The sequence below is a fragment of the Neorhizobium alkalisoli genome (assembly GCF_002968635.1).
Lineage (GTDB): Bacteria > Pseudomonadota > Alphaproteobacteria > Rhizobiales > Rhizobiaceae > Neorhizobium > Neorhizobium alkalisoli.
The window spans coordinates 478867-494558 of sequence record NZ_PVBN01000003.1 but is presented as its reverse complement, the minus strand read 5'-3'; the positions used below and the strand labels follow the sequence as shown (position 1 = coordinate 494558).

Here is a 15692-nt window from a genome sequence, read left to right as displayed (position 1 = left end):
AATGGTTGCGACTATCAACCTGACGTTGGCCAATCGCGATTTGGTCGGATATTTCAACAATTGGACAGCCAATTTCGGTTACAACGGCAACGGCGACTTTAGCCCCAGCGCGGCAGCGGCCACTCAATGGGCTGCTGGAAACACCGCCGGTACGACCAATACCGGCGTCATCATGAATGGCAACTTCGCCTACGTTCCGCCAGGCGGCTTCACCGGCACGGTGAACAACCTCCAGTTCGGTACCGACCTCAACGGCTCCGCGCTGACGGGCTACAGCCTGGCGACCGCCGGTCTTACCGTGCAGATTGGTGACGCCCCGAACGCCACGCTCAATGGTGCGATCTACTCACTCTCGCATGGCGGCAGCTTTACGGGCGTCACCGCGGCAAGCGGCACTGCGCAGCCTGGCCTATACGACTATTTCGGCGAGGTCGGAACGGTGCAGAACGGCACCGCGGCTGCCGATACATTCTACAGTTTCGATGGCAACGATGCCTTGAACGGTGGCGCAGGCCGTGACCGCTTCGTGTTCGACCGCGATATCGACGGAGCTCTTTCCACGACCATCGGCCATGACACCGTCACGGGCTTCACCGCCGGCGCGACTGGAGACTTCCTTCGCTTCGCCCTTCAGAGCACCGCATTCGATACCTTCGCGGAGGTATATGCGGCCGCGTCGCAGGTCGGTGCGAATACCGTGATCAATCTTGGTTCGCTGGGCGACATCACGCTCGCCAACGTTACCAAGACCAATCTGGTTGCCGGCAACTTCGAATTCGTCGCTTGAACCCACGGAAACGAAACTTGTTCGGATTTTCCCAACAGACGCCGCCGCAGCATAAAGCTGCGGCGGTCGTCCCGGCCTCCAGACTGGCAATCCTCGGGATAGCCTTGATCAGCGGCGTTGTAAACTTGCTGGCGCTGACCTCGCCGTTGTTCATGCTGCAAGTCTACGACCGTGTCCTCACGAGCGGCAGCCTTCCGACATTGATCGGTCTCGCCATTCTTACGGCGGGGCTGTTCGCAATCCAGTGCCTGCTTGATGTCGTCCGCGCCCGTGTGTTGCTGCGTATCGGCGAAAGCTTTGACAGGAGGCTTTCGGGGCGGGTCCACGGTGCCATAATTCGGCTTCCGCTATTGACGCGTATGCCGGGCGACGGCCTGCAGCCCTTGCGGGACCTCGACAATGCCCGCGGCTTCTTGCAGAGCCAGGCTCCGACTGCTTTTTTTGACCTGCCGTGGATGCCGCTTTATCTCGGCATATGCTTCCTGTTTCATGTCTGGATCGGCACCACCGCGCTGATCGGAGCGCTGGTTTTGATAACCCTGACGCTGGTCACCAACGCTCTCTCGCAGAAGCCGGCGCGCGAGACGGTGCAGCACAACATCAGCCGCAATGCCTTGATGGAAGCTGCGCGTCGTAATGCCGAGGTTATTCACGCCATGGGGCTTGGCAGGCGGATCGCCAATCGTTGGGAAAAGTCCAATTCCGCCTATCTCGGCGCCAACCGTCGCGCGGGCGACGTTGCCGGGACGCTCGGAGGGATATCAAGGTCGATGCGCCTGGTAATTCAATCCGCCATGCTGGGAGTGGGCGCATGGCTCGTCATCCGGCAGGAGGTGAGCGCCGGCGTGATGATTGCAAGCTCGATCATGATGGGACGGGCGCTCGCGCCGGTCGATCTGGCGATTTCGAGCTGGAAGCCCTTCCTGATGGCGCGGCAGAGTTCCGCGCGTCTCGATGCACTGCTGGCGAAGATGCCTGCCGAAGTGTCGGTTATGGAACTCCCGGTTCCTGAACGGGAGTTGCGCGTGGAAAATGTCGCAATTGTTCCGCCGGGAGAGAAAAAGCCGTCGGTAACCGGCGTCCAGTTTGCGATCCGCGCCGGCAGTGCGCTCGGCATCATCGGGCCTTCCGGGTCCGGAAAGTCGACTCTCTCGCGTATCTTGGTTGGCGCCTGGCTTCCGGCCGCCGGTAAGGTGCGCATCGATGGCGCCAGCCTCGATCAGTGGGACCGGGAGATCCTCGGATGCCACATCGGCTATCTGCCTCAGGGCGTCGAGCTTTTTGAAGGGACGATTGCAGAGAACATCGCCCGTTTCGACGAAAACGCCGATCCGCAAGCGATCGTCGAAGCCGCGCAGACGGCAGGGGCACATGAACTCATCCTGCGCTTCGAGCAGGGGTATGAAACGCAGATAGGCGAAGGCGGGTCAGCGCTGTCGGCCGGTCAGCGCCAGCGGATCGGCCTGGCGAGGGCGCTTTACGGAAACCCGTTCCTGGTGGTGCTGGACGAGCCGAATGCCAACCTCGACACGGACGGGGAAATTGCGGTTGTGAAAGCAATCGCGTCGGTACGTGAACGCGGGGGCATCGCCGTCATCGTCGCCCACCGTCCGAGCGCAATCGCGGCCTGCGATATGGTTCTGATGATGGATGGCGGCCAGATGAAAGCCTTCGGGCCACGCGATCAGGTGCTAGCCAAGATTCTCAAGCCTGAGCCGCAACCCGCGGTCGTCCCTCAGGGTTTCTCCGTCACAGGGCAGGGCGTCGTGCCGCTGCGTGTCGTCGCAAATCAGAAACAGGCTGGCAATGACGATGCTACGACCGGGAATGAAAACAGTGCGGAGGAGGCGGATGCCAAATATTGACGACGACAGCGGCATTTCCCGCTCTGTTCGGCTTCATTTGCTGGTGGGCTTGTTCGCAAGCTTTGCGCTGGTGGGCGGCGCCGGCGCTTGGGCTACAGTAACGAACCTCGCTGGCGCGGTCGTGGCGTCGGGGCATTTCGTGGTCGATTCCTATGTCAAGAAAGTCCAGCATCCGACCGGAGGTGTGGTCGGGGAAATCCGCGTCCGCGAAGGCGATGAGGTGAAGGCAGGTGACATCGTGATGCGGCTGGACGCGACCCAAACAAGAGCCAGTCTCGCCGTCGTCACGCGGCGCATCGATGAGCTGTCGGCTCGCTTGGCCAGGTTGGAGGCGGAGCGTGATGACCGCGAGGAGATGGTTTTCCCCGCCTGGTTGTTAGCCCGCCAAGGAGATCCTGACGTCGCGTCGGCCATCAACAGCGAAACTCGGCTGTTCGAGTTTCGCAAAGAATCGCGAGATGGGCGCAAGGCGCAGCTTCGTGAGAGAATCGCCCAGTTCGAGCACGAGATCAGAGGTCTGGGGGCGCAGGAGATCGCTTTCAAACAGGGCATCGAGGTGCTGGACAGGGAGATTGCAGCGCTTTCCGGCTTGCGTGAGCAGGGCATCGTTTCGGATCAGCGATTGAATGCGCTGAAGACGCAGGTCGCCACGTTCGGTGGCGAGCGCGGGGAGAAGATCGCCTTTCAGGCGCAGGCCGCCGGCCGCATCTCCGAGACGAAACTGCAGATTCTACAGATTGATCAGGATCTGAGGACGGAGGTCGGCCGGGAGCTGAGGGAGGTGCAGGCGCAGCTTGGCGAGTATATCGAGCGCAAGGTCGTGGCCGAGGACGAATTGAAACGCATCGATATCATCGCTCCGCAGTCCGGTATCGTGCACCAACTCTCCGTGCATACCGTCGGTGGGGTCATCACGCCTGCCGACACCATCATGCTGATCGTTCCGGAGGGTGAGGACTTGGCGCTTGACGTGCAAGTCCTGCCGAAAGACATCGACCAAATCCATCTTGGCCAAAAGGCCGTATTGCGTATGTCGGCCTTCAACCTGCGCACAACGCCGGAACTCAACGCCGATGTAATTCGTATCGCCGCCGATCTTACAACGGATCAAAGGTCGGGGCTGTCCTATTATCTCTTAAGACTGTCGGTTCCGGTTGAGGAATTGCAAAAGCTTGGCGACCTCAGGCTGGTTCCGGGCATGCCAGCCGAGGCTCTGATCCAGACAGGCGAGCGGACCGCGCTTTCATATTTCGTGAAACCGCTTTCCGACCAGATCAGTCATGCTTTTCTGGAAGAGTGATTGAAAGCGGGGCCTGCTGCGAAACGCAGAAGTCGACCGATCTACGCGCGGTTTCGGGTCAGCCCTCTGAGAACCCCCGTTCCGGGAAATTACTCACTTGTCAGCCCGTCGAAAACCTCGAGCATTGCGTTGCTTATGGCCTTGCCAAGTGCGGCCGCAGTCTGTGCCAGCACTTCCTCGTTCATATCACGCGCGGCCATCGCAAAGGCTGCGCCCTCGGTCGTCACGATCTCCTGTGCGCGCTGGATCGCCCACAGCGCAAAATCGCTGCGACTGCTGATTTCGACGGTTTCCATAATTTCTCCTGATTCATCGAGCGACCGTCTTATAGCGGACTTGAAAAATAATGCATTCCGAACCGTCGTTTTGGAAATAAGCTCGCCCCGCGGGAACGTGGTACGCCCCTCCGTCGCTCGTCTTATGCAGGCGAGCCGGATACGATTGTTACATCTTCGCCTGGTCTGCAGACGCGGTCGAGGTGATTTCCGGCGGACGGCCTGCTGTCGATCAAATCCGCACGCTAGCCATCGTTTAGCACTTCTGCGAGGCGGAGTTGCCGAAAATGTTCAATAAAATCCGATCTCGTGCGCACGCCTGCGGAGCTCATTGACATGCCTGCAGATTAGATTTAAAACGTTTGCACAGATTGATTGGTCGGTGCTTTGGGAGGAGCATTTGCGCCCGAAAACGCTGAAGGAACTCGCGTCCCATCTTGATCTGTCGATTGCCACCGTTTCCAGGGCGCTCGCCGGGCATGAAAGGATCGCCCAGGCAACTCGTGATCGCGTGGCGAAAGCGGCGCGGGAGTTTGGCTATGTTCCGAGCATGGCAGGGCGCATGCTCGTGTCGGGCCGTTCCGGCTTTGTCGGAATGACCCTCGCCGTTCGGGGTCCGAAGCTTGTGGACTCCTTCCTTGGGGAGTTCGTTACGGGGCTGGGCGAGGGCCTGACCGAGCGCGGCAATGATCTCATTCTGGCGACCGTTGCGCAGGGACAGTCAGAACTCGATGTCTTGCGTCATCTCGTCGATTCCGGTCGCGCCGACGGCGTGGTCATTACCCGCATCGCCGAGGTCGACCAACGGGTCGACTATCTGATCGACCGCGGCGCGCGGTTCGTCGCCCATGGCCGGCTGCTTGAGTCCGAGCGCGCCTACAACTGGGTTGATACCGATGGCGCACGAGCGTTCGCCGAGGCCTTTGACATGCTGTATCAACTGGGACATCGGCATTTCGGCCTTTTAACGATTTCCGAACCGATGACCTTCCGCCACTTGCGCCAGGATGGCCTCGCAGGCGCAATCTCGCGATGCGGCGATCCTTCGCTAAAGCTCGATGTCATGACGACACCGCGTTTTGATCGCGGAGCGTGCATTCAGGCCGCCCATCGTCTTCTCAATGCGCCGGAGCGTCCCACCGCCATCATCGGTCTATTCGATGAACTGGCGCTGACAGTTATGGAAGAGGCCTCGCGCATAGGGCTTTCGATCCCTCGTGACCTCTCGGTGATCGGCTTCGACAATATCGCCGCTGCGGCCTATGCGCCGCCGGGCCTGACAACTTTCGACGCCTCGATCCGCGAATGCGCTCGCGAGGCGGCGGCGATGCTGGTGGATGTCATTGAAAATCCCGGTCAACCACCGCGCACCAAACTGGTGCAGCCGATGCTGACGGCGCGCGCCAGTCACGGCCCGGCACCCAGGAAGCATCGATAACCAGACTGCAATTTTCGAAACGTTCATCAGGGAGGAGAACGATGAAAAAGCTGCTTAAACTCGTTGCCGGCGCGGCGTTCGCCACGGCGCTGCTATCGGGCGCCGCCTCGGCGCAGGCACTGTTCTGGTCGACTCAGGCTAAGCCAGTCGAGGAAGCGCAGAAGATGCGCGATATCGTGCTGAAGGGCTTTCCCGGCGGCGTCGACTACCAGCCCTCCGACGATGGTCCCTGGTTAACCCGCCTGCAGGCCGAGATCCAGGCCGGTAAGGGCACGATCGCGGTGCTCGGCGCTCTGCATGGTTCGTTCTCGTCGATGTCGGGCGATCTGGTCGACCTTTCGGGCATCAAGCTCGGCGACGTGCGTGTGAACGACCAGTACAGGGAACTCGCCAAGCTTGGCACCTCGGAGCAGAAGTATCTTCCGTGGATGCAGGCGACCTACATCATGGCCGCAAACAAGAAAGCCTTGGAATTTCTGCCGCAAGGTGCTGACATAAATGCGCTGACTTACGATCAGTTGATCGAGTGGGCGAAGAATATGGCAGAAAAGACCGGCTCGCCGAAGTTCGGATTCCCAGCCGGTCCGGAAGGCCTGAAGCACCGCTTCTTTCAGGGTTTCCTGCTGCCTTCCTACACGAAGTCGATGGTGACGAAATTCCGCTCGCCGGAGGCCGAAGCCGGTTGGGGTAAATTCAAGGAGCTCTGGCAGTACACCAACCCGGCCTCGACCACCTACGCCTTCATGCAGCAGCCGCTGCTTTCAGAGGAAGTCTGGGTCGCGTTCGACCATGTTGCGCGTCTCGCCGATGCCTTCAACCAGAAACCTGCCGACTTCGTCGCCTTCCCGGTTCCTGCTGGTCCTGCCGGTCGCGGCTTCATGCCGGTCATCGCCGGCATCGGTATTCCCAAGACCGCGCCTGATATAGAGAAGTCCAAGGAGCTCATCGCCTATATGATGAAGCCGGAAACGCAGATCGCCACCCTGCGCGCCACTAATTTCTTTCCCGTTGTGAACGTGAACCTGCCGGACGACATGCCGAATTCGGTCAAGGTATCCGGTCCGGCGATTGCCGCTCAGACCGGCGCCAAGGACGCGGTGCCCGCGCTTCTGCCGACCGGCCTCGGCAATCTCGGCGGCAAGTTCAACCAGATCTACAACGACACCTTTGAACGGATCATTCTCGGCGGTCAGGACATCCGTCCGGCGCTCGACGAGCAGGCTCAAGCACTGAAGGCGCTGATCGATCAGGCCAAGGCGCCGTGCTGGCAGCCGGATCCGGTGTCGCAGGGTGCCTGCCCGGTGGAGTAGGGAGCCTTTATCGCGTCCGGGCACTTGATGCTCGGACGCCTCGACCCGATCCATGCTGATCCGATGGAGGCGGCGCCATGCGCTCAACGAAAGCCTTACCATACTTTCTATTGGCGCCGGCCACGGTCTTTCTGGTCGTGTTCTTTCTTTATCCTTTCGTGTTGGTCGCTATTGACGCCTTCACCAAAGGTGGAGCGGTGACGCTCGACAACTTCCGTACGATGACGAGCAACTGGAAGTTTTCCGAGACCTTCCGCAATACCATGTTGCTGGCGGCCGTTGTCGTGCCGATCCAACTGGCCATGGCTCTCTCGATGGCTACCATCGTCTCCAAGCTTTCGACGGGGCGAAGCGCCATTCTCTATATCTTCGCCATTCCGCTTGGCCTGTCCGATCTTGCGGCGGGCCTGATCTGGCTCGCCATCTTCGAGCAGTCCGGTTTTCTGAACAGCTGGCTCGTGAGCCTGGGTCTCATCGACAAGCCGATCATGTTCCTCGGCTACCAGAACAAGTGGGTGATCTTTATTGCCGTCGTGCTGGCTGAGGTCTGGCGTGCCACGGCGATCATGATGGTCATCCTTGTGGCCGGCATGGGGCTCATTCCCAAGGAATATTACGAGGCTGCGGAGGTGTTCGGCGCCAGTCCGTGGAAGCGTTTCGTCAAGGTCACTTTGCCTCTGCTCAGGCCCAGCCTGCAGACCGCGCTCATCCTGCGCGTCATCCTTGCTTTCGAGGTCTTCGCCGTCGTCGCCGCGCTCGCGGGCACACAGTTCCCCGTCCTGATGGGAGAGACCTATCATTGGCAGTTCGCATTACAAGATCGTGGCGTAGCTGCAGCTTTCGCCATGCTGATCCTGGTAATCTCCATCGCATTCACACTGCTGCTGCTCTATCTGCTGCGTGTTCCCAAGGAGGCCCGCCTATGACAGTCGTGACAAACGATCTGCCGGCTGTGCCGGCTGCCGTAACCGATGCTCGCAAGGCCGGCAGCGGGCTCCTGATCGCCTGCATTGTGGTGCTGTGTGTTTGGGTGCTGCTGCCGATCTACCTCCTGCTGGTCAACGCGCTCTCCTCGCCAGCCGAGGTGACCAGTTTTCCGAAACGGATGATCCCATCCTTTGATTTTGGTTCGCTTTCGTTCTTCCTGAACTTCCAGGGCGTCGGCAAGGCCTTGTGGAATTCGGTCGTGGTGGCGCTTCTGACCATGGTGCTTTCTATCGGCATCGGCGCGCCTGCGGGTTACGCGCTGTCGCGGTTCGATTTTCCGGGCAAGGAAGCGTTTCGCTTCCTTGTGCTGATGACGCGCGCCTTCCCGTTGCCCCTGCTGGCCCTGCCCTTGGCGGTGCTTTTCATTCGCACCGGGCTCGACGATACCGCCTTCGGACTCGCAATCGTGCATACGACGCTGTCGTTACCCTTTGCGGTGCTGATCACCTTTTCTCTGTTCTCGGGCATTCCGGTGGAACTCGAGGAGGCCGCCTGGACGCTCGGCTGCAATCGCTGGCAGGCTTTCCGAAAGGTCGTCCTGCCGCTCGCGCTGCCCGGGATTGCAGCATCGGCAGTATTTGCATTCACCATATCGTGGAACGAGGTTTTCGCAGCCGCCGTACTCACCATTGAAAATCGAACACTCACAGCTTTCCTGCTGCAATCCATCAACGTCTCGCCACTCTATCTCAAGTTCGCGGGCGGCGCGGCGCTCGTCGTGCCGGCGCTGATTTTCATCTTCGCCGTGCGCAAATATCTGTTCGCCATGTGGGGCATCGCCAACCGCTAGGAGGAAGACAATGGCTGAAATCGAGATCAAGGGCGTTGCCAAACGGTTCGGGGCCTTCACAGCGCTGCATCAGATCGACCTCACCATCACCAACCAGGAGTTTATGGTGCTGCTCGGCGCTTCGGGCTGCGGCAAGACCACGCTGTTGCGTATCATTGCGGGCCTCGAAACCCCCAGCGAGGGCGAGGTTTGGATCGGGGGGCGTCGGGTCGATCACCTGCCGCCGCGCCAACGCGGTATCGCGATGGTTTTCCAGAACTATGCGGTATTTCCTCACCTGACCGTCTATGAAAACATCGCTTTCGGCCTGCGCATGCAGAAAAAGCCGCAGTCGGAAGTCGACCATCGCGTCAAACGCACCGCGGAACTGATGCATATCGAACAGCTCCTGCAGCGATACTCCGGCCAACTGTCCGGCGGGCAGCGGCAGCGCGTCGCGGTTGCACGCGCCCTCGCCATGGAGCCCGACGTGATCCTGATGGACGAGCCGCTCTCCAATCTCGACGCGCTCTTGCGTCTGGAAATGCGCGCCGAGCTGAAGGGCGTTCTGGCTCACTCCAAGACCACGGCAATCTATGTGACGCATGATCAGGTCGAGGCGATGAGCCTGGCCGACCGCATCGCCGTCATGCATCAGGGCCGCATCGTGCAGGCAGCCTCGCCGGTGGAAGTTTATCGCAATCCGGCCGCGCGTTTTGTAGGCTCCTTCATCGGCAACCCGCCGATGAATTTCTTGCCGGCGACCAAGTCGGGCGAGGAGCGGTTTATCGTCGCCGGCAGCATGCTGAAAGGTCCGAAGGCTTCGGGCGACATCGAATTTGCCATTCGCCCCGAAGATATGGATATCGGCCCAGGCGGCATTCCCGCCACCGTGCGCGTGGTCGAGCCGCTGGGCGCGCACACGCTGATCACCACTGATGTCGAAGGCAAGATTTTCCGGGTCGTGCTCGATTCCAACGCGGAGGCCAAAACCGGCGACATGCTGTCGCTCGTGCCACGAGCCGACCGCATTCGCTGGTTCGATCCCCAGTCAACATCCGCCATACAATGATTTAGGAGAAGCCACCATGACGACGCTCAAGAAACAGGACGTCATCGACCGCGCTGTCGAGGTACTGAAGGAAAACGATCGGGGCGTATACACTGTGCCCACCAAGGGGCTCTATCCTTTCCAGTGGAACTGGGATTCCTGCCTCACCGCCCTTGGTCAGCGTCATTTTGACGAAGATCGCGCCTGGGTCGAGATCGAGACTTTGTTCCAGCATCAATGGCCCGACGGTATGGTGCCACACATTATCTTCCATGTGTATGACGACGGTTATTTCCCCGGCCCTGACGTGTGGAAATCCGGTCGTCCGACGCCGACTTCAGGCATCACACAGCCTGCGGTCGCCGGTTTTGCCGTGCGTCGACTCTATGACAATGCCAGGAACAAACAGGCGGCGGCGCGCCGGGCGAGGGCGCTGCTGCCCAAGATCGATGCCTGGCATCGGTGGTTCTACGAAAACCGCGATCCGCAGAAGGAAGGCCTCGTCGCCATCATCCATCCGTGGGAGGCCGGTCGCGACAATTCCATCGACTGGGACGAGGCTTTCGAGCGCGTGCCGACCCACGGCGTCGAGCCCTATGTACGCCGCGATACCCAACATGCCGATCCGAAACACCGTCCGACCAAGGAACAGTATGACCGCTATCTCTGGCTGCTACAGCATTTTCGCAGCCTCGACTGGAACAATTCCAAACTGCACGACGCCTCGCCGTTTCAGGTAGTCGATCCCGGCTTCAATGCGATCCTGATCCGCTCCTGCGCCGATCTGGCGGTGCTTGCCACGGAACTCGGGGAGCCGGCGCTGGCGCAGGCAAACCGCGATCGCTCCGAGAAGGGACAGGAGGCGATGGAAAAGTTGTGGAGCGAAGAACACGGGCAATATCTCTGCCTCGACCGTGTCATCGGCAAGCTGATCGACAGTGCCTCGATCGGCGGCCTGCTGGCGGCCTTTTGCGCCGTGCCGAAGGCTCGCGCGGAAGTGATCTCCAATACCATTGGCAAGCTGGCGGAGAAGGCGCGTTTCCTCGTGCCTTCGCACGATCCCGCCGATCCCCGCTTCGACGCCAAGCGGTATTGGCGTGGGCCGTGCTGGCTTGTCGTGAACTATATGATCGCCGATGGTCTTGCTGTCGCCGGGCAAACCGCGATGGCCGAACGCATCACGCAGTCCAGCCTCGACCTGATCGCCGAAAGCGGTTTTGCCGAATATTACGATCCGCTGGATGGCGAGCCACTCGGCGGCGGACGCTTCACCTGGACTGCGGCTATGGTGCTGGAGTTCGTCCAGGCGGCGTGATGGAACGCTCCCGGTCCCGACGCTCCCTGGCGAAAGGGAGCTTCGACGCCGCTAGTCTTCATGCCTGAACAAGGGCGCCTTATAGCCTGTTTCGGCTCCGCGGTTTCAGCGAACCTTGCCGAGCCTCGTCTTCTCGCGGATGAGGGTCGTCAGGCCGGCAAGTGCGACGATGACCAGGCCGACTATCGCCAGCCGGTCGGGATATTCCTGGAACACGGCCGCGCCGATTGCTGCCGCCCATGCTATCTGCGAGTACTGCGTCGGCGCCACGTGATTGGCCGGTGCGAGTTTCATGGCCTGAAGGAGCAGCACTTGACCACAGGCGGAGAACGCGCCGGCCGCCAGGACAAGGGAGATTTCCCTGACGGAAGGCACTTTCGCTCCGGTCAGCATCATGCCGGCAGCGTTGATAACAAGCGCATAGATCATCATGACCCCTAGGATCGTCGTACGCTTTTCCGTGCGGGACAGCGAGCGCAGGAGGATCACGGTCGTGGCGGTGAGAAAGGCGATGCCGAGGGCCGCAAGGTGACCGAGCGACAATTCGCGAAAGCCCGGGCGTACCACCAGGAGTACGCCACAAAAGCCGGCAAATACCGCGCCCCAGCGCCACGGGCCGATCTGCTCCTTCAGAATCAATGTCGACAGGAGCGTGACGAAAAAGGGAGAGAGGAAGATAAGCGAATAGGCTTCGGCCATCGGAATGGTGGTGAAAGCATAGACACCGAGGATTCCAGCACCTGAGCCGGTGATCGCGCGCGCCTGCACCAGCCATGGCCGCTTGGTACGCCAGAAATCGCGCCAACGCTCCTCGGGACCATGCGCGAAAAACAGGAAGAACGCAGCGGCCGCCGCTACCAGAAAGCCGATCTGGAACACGGACATACCGCCGCGAGACGCCTTGATGCAGGCGTCACCCCATGAAAAGGTCGCGTAGGACAAGAGGGCAATCAGGACGCCATTCTTCATGACAGGCGCGACAGGCGAGAGGACCGGAAATGAAAGTACTGGCGCTGGGCGCGCATCCCGATGACATCGAGATCTTCATGTTCGGTGCGCTCGCCGCATGGAAGGTGATGGGCGCCGACCTGATCATCGCCATCGCCACCGATGGAGCGAAGGGCGGAGCCGGCGACCCGGTCGAGCTGGCGCGCACGCGACGCAAGGAGGCGCAAACCGCGGCCGATCTTCTCAGCGCCGATCTGAGGTTCCTCGATTTCCCTGACGGCGCGCTGGTCGCCGACAGTGCACTCGATGCGGCGTTGAAGGCGCTCATTGACGATGTCTTGCCTGACATCGTCATCACCCATGGGGGAAACGACTATCACGGCGATCACCGCGCTCTGTCCGAAGCTGTTGCTCTCGCCGCGTCCTTCACCGCGCCGGTCATCTATGCCGACACGCTGCAGGGGGTGGGATCCGAACCGTTCTTCTATGTCGATATCAGCGAGCATTTCGCGCTGAAGGCACAGGCGATCCGGTGCCATGTTTCTCAGGACCCGGAGCGATTTGTCCTGGCGGCTGGAGCTCACAATGCATTTCGCGCCGGTCAATGCAACGCGCCAGCCGGCGCCTACGCAGAGGCATACAGCTTCAAGCCGATCTATCCTTTTGTGGATATTCGCGCAATGTTGCCGCCTGCGCCGGCGGTGCGCCCGGTTCGCAACCGAAGCAAACCTCGCTGACGTCATCATGGGCCGTCCCGGAACGACAGAACGCGCGATTGGAACGGTTCGAGCAACAGTTGCACGCCGGCTTCACTGGCCTGCACGGAGCGGCCATCTTCGGTGACCGAGCAAGGACCGCCGCGCTGCGCCAGCGTCCACGGAACCAAGCGATCGAGGTGATGTTCGCCGGTGTTGAAAATATTGAGGATTGTCTCGTCCCCGTGCTGCAGGCGCTGCACGATGACGGGATCGGCCGTCGTCGTCATTATAGGCTTGCCGGTGGGTCCGGTGCCCTCGCCGTGGGTCAGCTGCAAGGTGCCGGCAAGCGGGAAATCGCAGGCAAACGGTTTGCCGTCGCCGGTGAGCCGTGCCAGCAGTTCGCGGCGTTCCGCGGGTATTTCGTCGAGCTGGTCGCTCGTCATCAGCACGCCGCCGGCCAATCCTGCGAACAAGGCCAGCGAACGCACCTGAGCATCCGTCAGATCATGGAACCGATCGCGCAGCAGGATGCAGTCAGGATCGGCCTGCCACAGGATGCCATTGCCGAAGTTGCGCGCCGTCTGGTCGCGCAGCAGGGATTCGGCGGAGTAATGTCCCTTCCACGTAACGCCGATGTCGCGCCCGATGCGCATGGCGTCGGCCAAACCCACAGGAGCCCAGAGAGGCGCACCGCATAGTAGCAGCGGAGCATCGCCAATTTCCTCGCGCATCAGGCGCGTCATGATCATCCATATCTCAATGCGGCTGAGATCATCGCGATGCCATCGCGCGACTTCGGGACCATAGGTCGAACCGAGATGCAGGAAGTCGGCCTTGAAATAGCGGCAGCCCCAATCATGCCTCCAGGTTCGAAACACCTTCCGGATGTAAGCCTCCGCATCGGGATGGGTCACGTCGAGGACGTAATATTCCTCGCTGCGCTTGTGCCAGCGAAATTCGCCATAGAAGGTCATTGGAGCGAGCGGCTTGCCGGTTTGCCGATCCCTTACCACCCAGTCGGGATGCGCCGCATAGAGGTTCGAGCGGTTGCCGACCATGAAGGGGGCAACCCACAGACCCGCGGTAAAGCCGGCGGCGGAGATAAGCTCAAGGATAGGCCTGATGCCATCGGGAAATTGCGGCTTGGTTTCCAGCCAGTCGCCCATTTCTGGCGTAAAACCGTCATCAACCAGGAACATATCGAACGGCGCGCCGCTTGAGCAGCGGTAACGTCGCGCCGCCTCCAGATGCTCGATCAGCACGGGCGGGCTGAGCGATGCGTAGAGATTGTACCATGAACACCAGCCGGTCAGCCGGTACTCGGGCAAGCGAGGTGGAACCGGTGCCGCGGCTGCGACAGCCCGGGCCCAGGCGCGCATGCCATCCTCGTAAGTGGAAGCCGTGAGTATGATGAAGGGTTCACCCTCCACCACGCCCTGGCGCGGTACTTCGTCGATCAGCGTCTCTAGCGTGAAAGACAAGGGTCCGTCTGCAAAATCGAAAGCCAGCCGGCTCTGGAAGCGATCATGCCTGACAAAGCCCACGACCGCGACGTCGTCCTGCATCGAAACAAGCGCGGTGGCAGCATACCCCAACAGGACCGTAGGATCTGCCTTGGCGGCCTCGCGAGCATTGGCAGGCTCGACAAAATAGCTTCCGTCCCAGCTCATATATCCATTGCGCAGATAGCGCTGCACATTGCATGCGCGACCGAAGGCAAGGCCGAGCGATCGCAGCCGTCGCTCGCCAGAGAAACCGGTCAGGCGAAATCGACCCGACAGCCGCGCCGCGTCGCCGGCCGTGAGGTCGAGTTCAAACCGCGTGCCGTCCTCCAGCGGCCATCTCAGCAGATATGAGCCGGTGTTCTCGACAATCTGAGGTGTACCGGGCACGACAGCGCCGTCGATGATCGGCGCGAGGTCGTCCAGTCTGATCGAACCAATCTCAATTGCTCCTTGATCGGCGTTGAAGCTTGGCATCATAACGCGATCTCCCGGCGCTCTTCTGCCGATTGACGGGCGGCGAGCGCGATCTTCAGGGATGCCGCCCCGTCGGCCAGGGGAACAAGCGGCGCGCGGCGTTGGCGAATTGCCTCGGCCAGATCGCCGAGTTGCGCAACGAAGACGTCGCGCTCGTCGCGAATACTGATCTGTGCGGACGGCGTGCCGGTGACGAAGAATTCGGCATTGTTCCAGTCGGCGAATTGCCCGGTCATGCGCCCGGCGACGATCTGCCATTGCTTGGCCCATCGGCCCGGAACAGCGGCGTTGCTGGCGTGAAGCACGCCGATGCGGCCATCGTCGTAGCCCAGAATGATCGCGCTGACGTCCTCCGTGTCATAGCGCTCGACGTCGCGGTGATAGAGGTTTGCAGCGCGCGCATAGACCGTCTGAGGCATGCCGAGCGTGTGGCGGGCCAGATCAATCAGATGAATTATCTGTTCGACCATCTGCCCGCCGGCCTTGTCTCGCTCGCGCCACCATGGCGCATGCAGTGCGTTACAATGAAACTGCGCCGAGAAATGCCCTGCCACGCCGCTCTCGCCGCGGGCGCGTGCTGTATCCCAAGCCTGGGTCGCCGCGCCATGGCGATACATGAAGCCGCAGGCGGCGACGACGTCGCGTGTCGCCGCGACCTGCGCTTCGGCGCGCTCCATCGTCAGCGCGATCGGCTTTTCGACCAGCAGATTGACGCCAGCGCGGGCTGCCGCCTCGACCTGCCCCTGATGCGCAAAGGGTGGCAAGGCGACGATAAGCAGGTCCGGCTGGGTCATCTCCAGCATGCGATCGAAATCAACGAAGGGTTGCGCAAGGTAGCGCGCGGCAAAGGCAGCGGTCTTATCGGCCTCCCTTCCACAGCAGGCGACCAGATGCATCTCCCCCGGCAACTTGGCCACCGCATCCGCATGACGCGCGCCTATCCCGCCGCAGCCGAGCAAAGCAACCCTCA

The 15692-nt window shown here is 61.0% G+C and carries 14 protein-coding genes; 10 read left to right on the top strand and 4 right to left on the bottom strand.

The window, feature by feature from the left end:
* The first annotated feature begins 1 nt into the window (after position 1).
* The 3 genes from C5L13_RS09685 to C5L13_RS09675 are packed head-to-tail and all read left to right on the top strand — an operon-like array spanning position 2 to position 3952.
* Positions 2-787 carry a hemolysin gene (locus C5L13_RS09685; protein ID WP_105383053.1) on the top strand — a complete coding sequence of 262 codons (786 nt, stop codon included), beginning with the start codon at positions 2-4 and terminating at the stop codon, positions 785-787.
* A gap of 17 nt (positions 788-804) precedes the next feature.
* A complete protein-coding gene (locus C5L13_RS09680; protein WP_105383052.1) occupies positions 805-2652 on the top strand; it encodes a type I secretion system permease/ATPase in 1848 nt (615 codons plus the stop codon).
* Complete coding sequence (locus tag C5L13_RS09675) at positions 2639-3952, top strand: HlyD family type I secretion periplasmic adaptor subunit (protein WP_105383051.1); 1314 nt, start codon at positions 2639-2641, stop codon at positions 3950-3952. The genes C5L13_RS09680 and C5L13_RS09675 overlap by 14 nt, the downstream gene beginning before the upstream one ends.
* A gap of 89 nt (positions 3953-4041) precedes the next feature.
* Here the strand turns inward: C5L13_RS09675 and C5L13_RS09670 are convergent, their stop codons facing one another.
* Positions 4042-4248: a hypothetical protein gene (locus C5L13_RS09670; protein WP_105383050.1), complete on the bottom strand. Its 207-nt coding sequence runs from the start codon at positions 4246-4248 to the stop codon at positions 4042-4044.
* 379 nt (positions 4249-4627) lie between these two features.
* On the opposite strand from C5L13_RS09670, the gene C5L13_RS09665 reads away from it, so the two are divergent.
* The 6 genes from C5L13_RS09665 (at position 4628) to C5L13_RS09640 (ending at position 11097) form a co-directional block, all read left to right on the top strand.
* The gene (locus C5L13_RS09665; RefSeq protein WP_105383049.1) at positions 4628-5665 is read left to right on the top strand and encodes a LacI family DNA-binding transcriptional regulator; all 1038 of its coding nucleotides are present in this window, start codon (positions 4628-4630) and stop codon (positions 5663-5665) included.
* A gap of 41 nt (positions 5666-5706) precedes the next feature.
* Complete coding sequence (locus tag C5L13_RS09660; RefSeq protein ID WP_105383048.1) at positions 5707-6975, top strand: ABC transporter substrate-binding protein; 1269 nt, start codon at positions 5707-5709, stop codon at positions 6973-6975.
* Between the two features lie 77 nt (positions 6976-7052).
* Positions 7053-7901: a carbohydrate ABC transporter permease gene (locus C5L13_RS09655; protein ID WP_105383047.1), complete on the top strand. Its 849-nt coding sequence runs from the start codon at positions 7053-7055 to the stop codon at positions 7899-7901.
* Positions 7898-8752 (top strand): carbohydrate ABC transporter permease, encoded by an 855-nt coding sequence (locus C5L13_RS09650; protein ID WP_105383046.1) that lies wholly within the window; start codon positions 7898-7900, stop codon positions 8750-8752. Before C5L13_RS09655 ends, C5L13_RS09650 begins: the two co-directional genes overlap by 4 nt.
* Positions 8753-8762: 10 nt before the next feature.
* On the top strand, positions 8763-9803 hold the full coding sequence (locus C5L13_RS09645) for an ABC transporter ATP-binding protein (RefSeq protein WP_105383045.1): 1041 nt from the start codon (positions 8763-8765) through the stop codon (positions 9801-9803).
* A 16-nt stretch (positions 9804-9819) separates the two neighbouring features.
* Positions 9820-11097, top strand: coding sequence for an amylo-alpha-1,6-glucosidase (locus C5L13_RS09640; RefSeq protein WP_105383044.1), 1278 nt, complete (start codon positions 9820-9822; stop codon positions 11095-11097).
* 105 nt (positions 11098-11202) lie between these two features.
* On the opposite strand, the gene C5L13_RS09635 is transcribed toward C5L13_RS09640, so the two are convergent.
* Positions 11203-12066 (bottom strand): DMT family transporter, encoded by an 864-nt coding sequence (locus tag C5L13_RS09635; protein WP_105383043.1) that lies wholly within the window; start codon positions 12064-12066, stop codon positions 11203-11205.
* Between the two features lie 29 nt (positions 12067-12095).
* Between C5L13_RS09635 and C5L13_RS09630 the strand changes: the two genes are divergently transcribed.
* On the top strand, positions 12096-12782 hold the full coding sequence (locus C5L13_RS09630; protein ID WP_105383042.1) for a PIG-L deacetylase family protein: 687 nt from the start codon (positions 12096-12098) through the stop codon (positions 12780-12782).
* Between the two features lie 5 nt (positions 12783-12787).
* Here C5L13_RS09630 and C5L13_RS09625 read toward each other — a convergent pair whose 3' ends face one another.
* On the bottom strand, positions 12788-14725 hold the full coding sequence (locus tag C5L13_RS09625) for a glycoside hydrolase family 36 protein (protein WP_105383041.1): 1938 nt from the start codon (positions 14723-14725) through the stop codon (positions 12788-12790).
* A complete protein-coding gene (locus C5L13_RS09620; protein WP_205836821.1) occupies positions 14722-15681 on the bottom strand; it encodes a Gfo/Idh/MocA family protein in 960 nt (319 codons plus the stop codon). Before C5L13_RS09620 ends, C5L13_RS09625 begins: the two co-directional genes overlap by 4 nt.
* Positions 15682-15692: the final 11 nt, after the last annotated feature.

Bases quoted from the DNA above. Each gene is read 5' to 3' on its own strand.
- C5L13_RS09645 (WP_105383045.1), top strand. From the start codon at position 8,763: ATGGCTGAAATCGAGATCAAGGGCGTTGCCAAACGGTTCGGGGCCTTC.
- C5L13_RS09685 (WP_105383053.1), top strand. From the start codon at position 2: ATGGTTGCGACTATCAACCTGACGTTGGCCAATCGCGATTTGGTCGGA.
- C5L13_RS09660 (WP_105383048.1), top strand. From the start codon at position 5,707: ATGAAAAAGCTGCTTAAACTCGTTGCCGGCGCGGCGTTCGCCACGGCG.
- C5L13_RS09675 (WP_105383051.1), top strand. From the start codon at position 2,639: ATGCCAAATATTGACGACGACAGCGGCATTTCCCGCTCTGTTCGGCTT.
- C5L13_RS09635 (WP_105383043.1), bottom strand. From the start codon at position 12,066: ATGAAGAATGGCGTCCTGATTGCCCTCTTGTCCTACGCGACCTTTTCA.
- C5L13_RS09650 (WP_105383046.1), top strand. From the start codon at position 7,898: ATGACAGTCGTGACAAACGATCTGCCGGCTGTGCCGGCTGCCGTAACC.
- C5L13_RS09630 (WP_105383042.1), top strand. From the start codon at position 12,096: ATGAAAGTACTGGCGCTGGGCGCGCATCCCGATGACATCGAGATCTTC.
- C5L13_RS09670 (WP_105383050.1), bottom strand. From the start codon at position 4,248: ATGGAAACCGTCGAAATCAGCAGTCGCAGCGATTTTGCGCTGTGGGCG.
- C5L13_RS09655 (WP_105383047.1), top strand. From the start codon at position 7,053: ATGCGCTCAACGAAAGCCTTACCATACTTTCTATTGGCGCCGGCCACG.
- C5L13_RS09625 (WP_105383041.1), bottom strand. From the start codon at position 14,725: ATGATGCCAAGCTTCAACGCCGATCAAGGAGCAATTGAGATTGGTTCG.
- C5L13_RS09640 (WP_105383044.1), top strand. From the start codon at position 9,820: ATGACGACGCTCAAGAAACAGGACGTCATCGACCGCGCTGTCGAGGTA.